This window comes from Burkholderia sp. SIMBA_062 (assembly GCF_046534765.1).
GTDB classification, from domain to species: Bacteria; Pseudomonadota; Gammaproteobacteria; order Burkholderiales; family Burkholderiaceae; genus Burkholderia; species Burkholderia ambifaria.
On the sequence record NZ_JAWRYD010000173.1, the window covers coordinates 1 to 315 of the forward strand.

The following is a 315-nucleotide window of genomic DNA, read 5'->3' on the forward strand; positions in this document are numbered from 1 at the left end:
GTACGGCACGTTGGCCTTCGCGTTGCACGACCACGTCATGCCGAGCTTGCCGAGGCCGATGGCGATGGCTTCGGCGCGCGGCAGGTCGTCGGTGAAGGTGTCGTCGTCGAACATCAGCTCTTTCACTTCGGGCATGTTGTCGCGAATCCACTTCGCTTCGGCGATCACGTTCTCGACCGAGCGCGTGCGATAGCGATGGCCGCTGACCGTCTGCGGCCACAGGCAGAACGTGCAGCGCGACTTGCAGCCGCGCCCCGTGTAGATCGACACGTACGGGTAGTTCAGATAGCCGATGAAGTAGTTGTCGATCTTCAG

1 protein-coding gene is annotated in these 315 nt (G+C 61.9%); it reads right to left on the reverse strand.

Features of this window, described 5'->3' with window-relative positions:
• Nucleotides 1–315: radical SAM protein (locus tag SB786_RS35905; RefSeq protein ID WP_410731532.1), on the reverse strand; the 315-nt coding region annotated here is incomplete at both ends.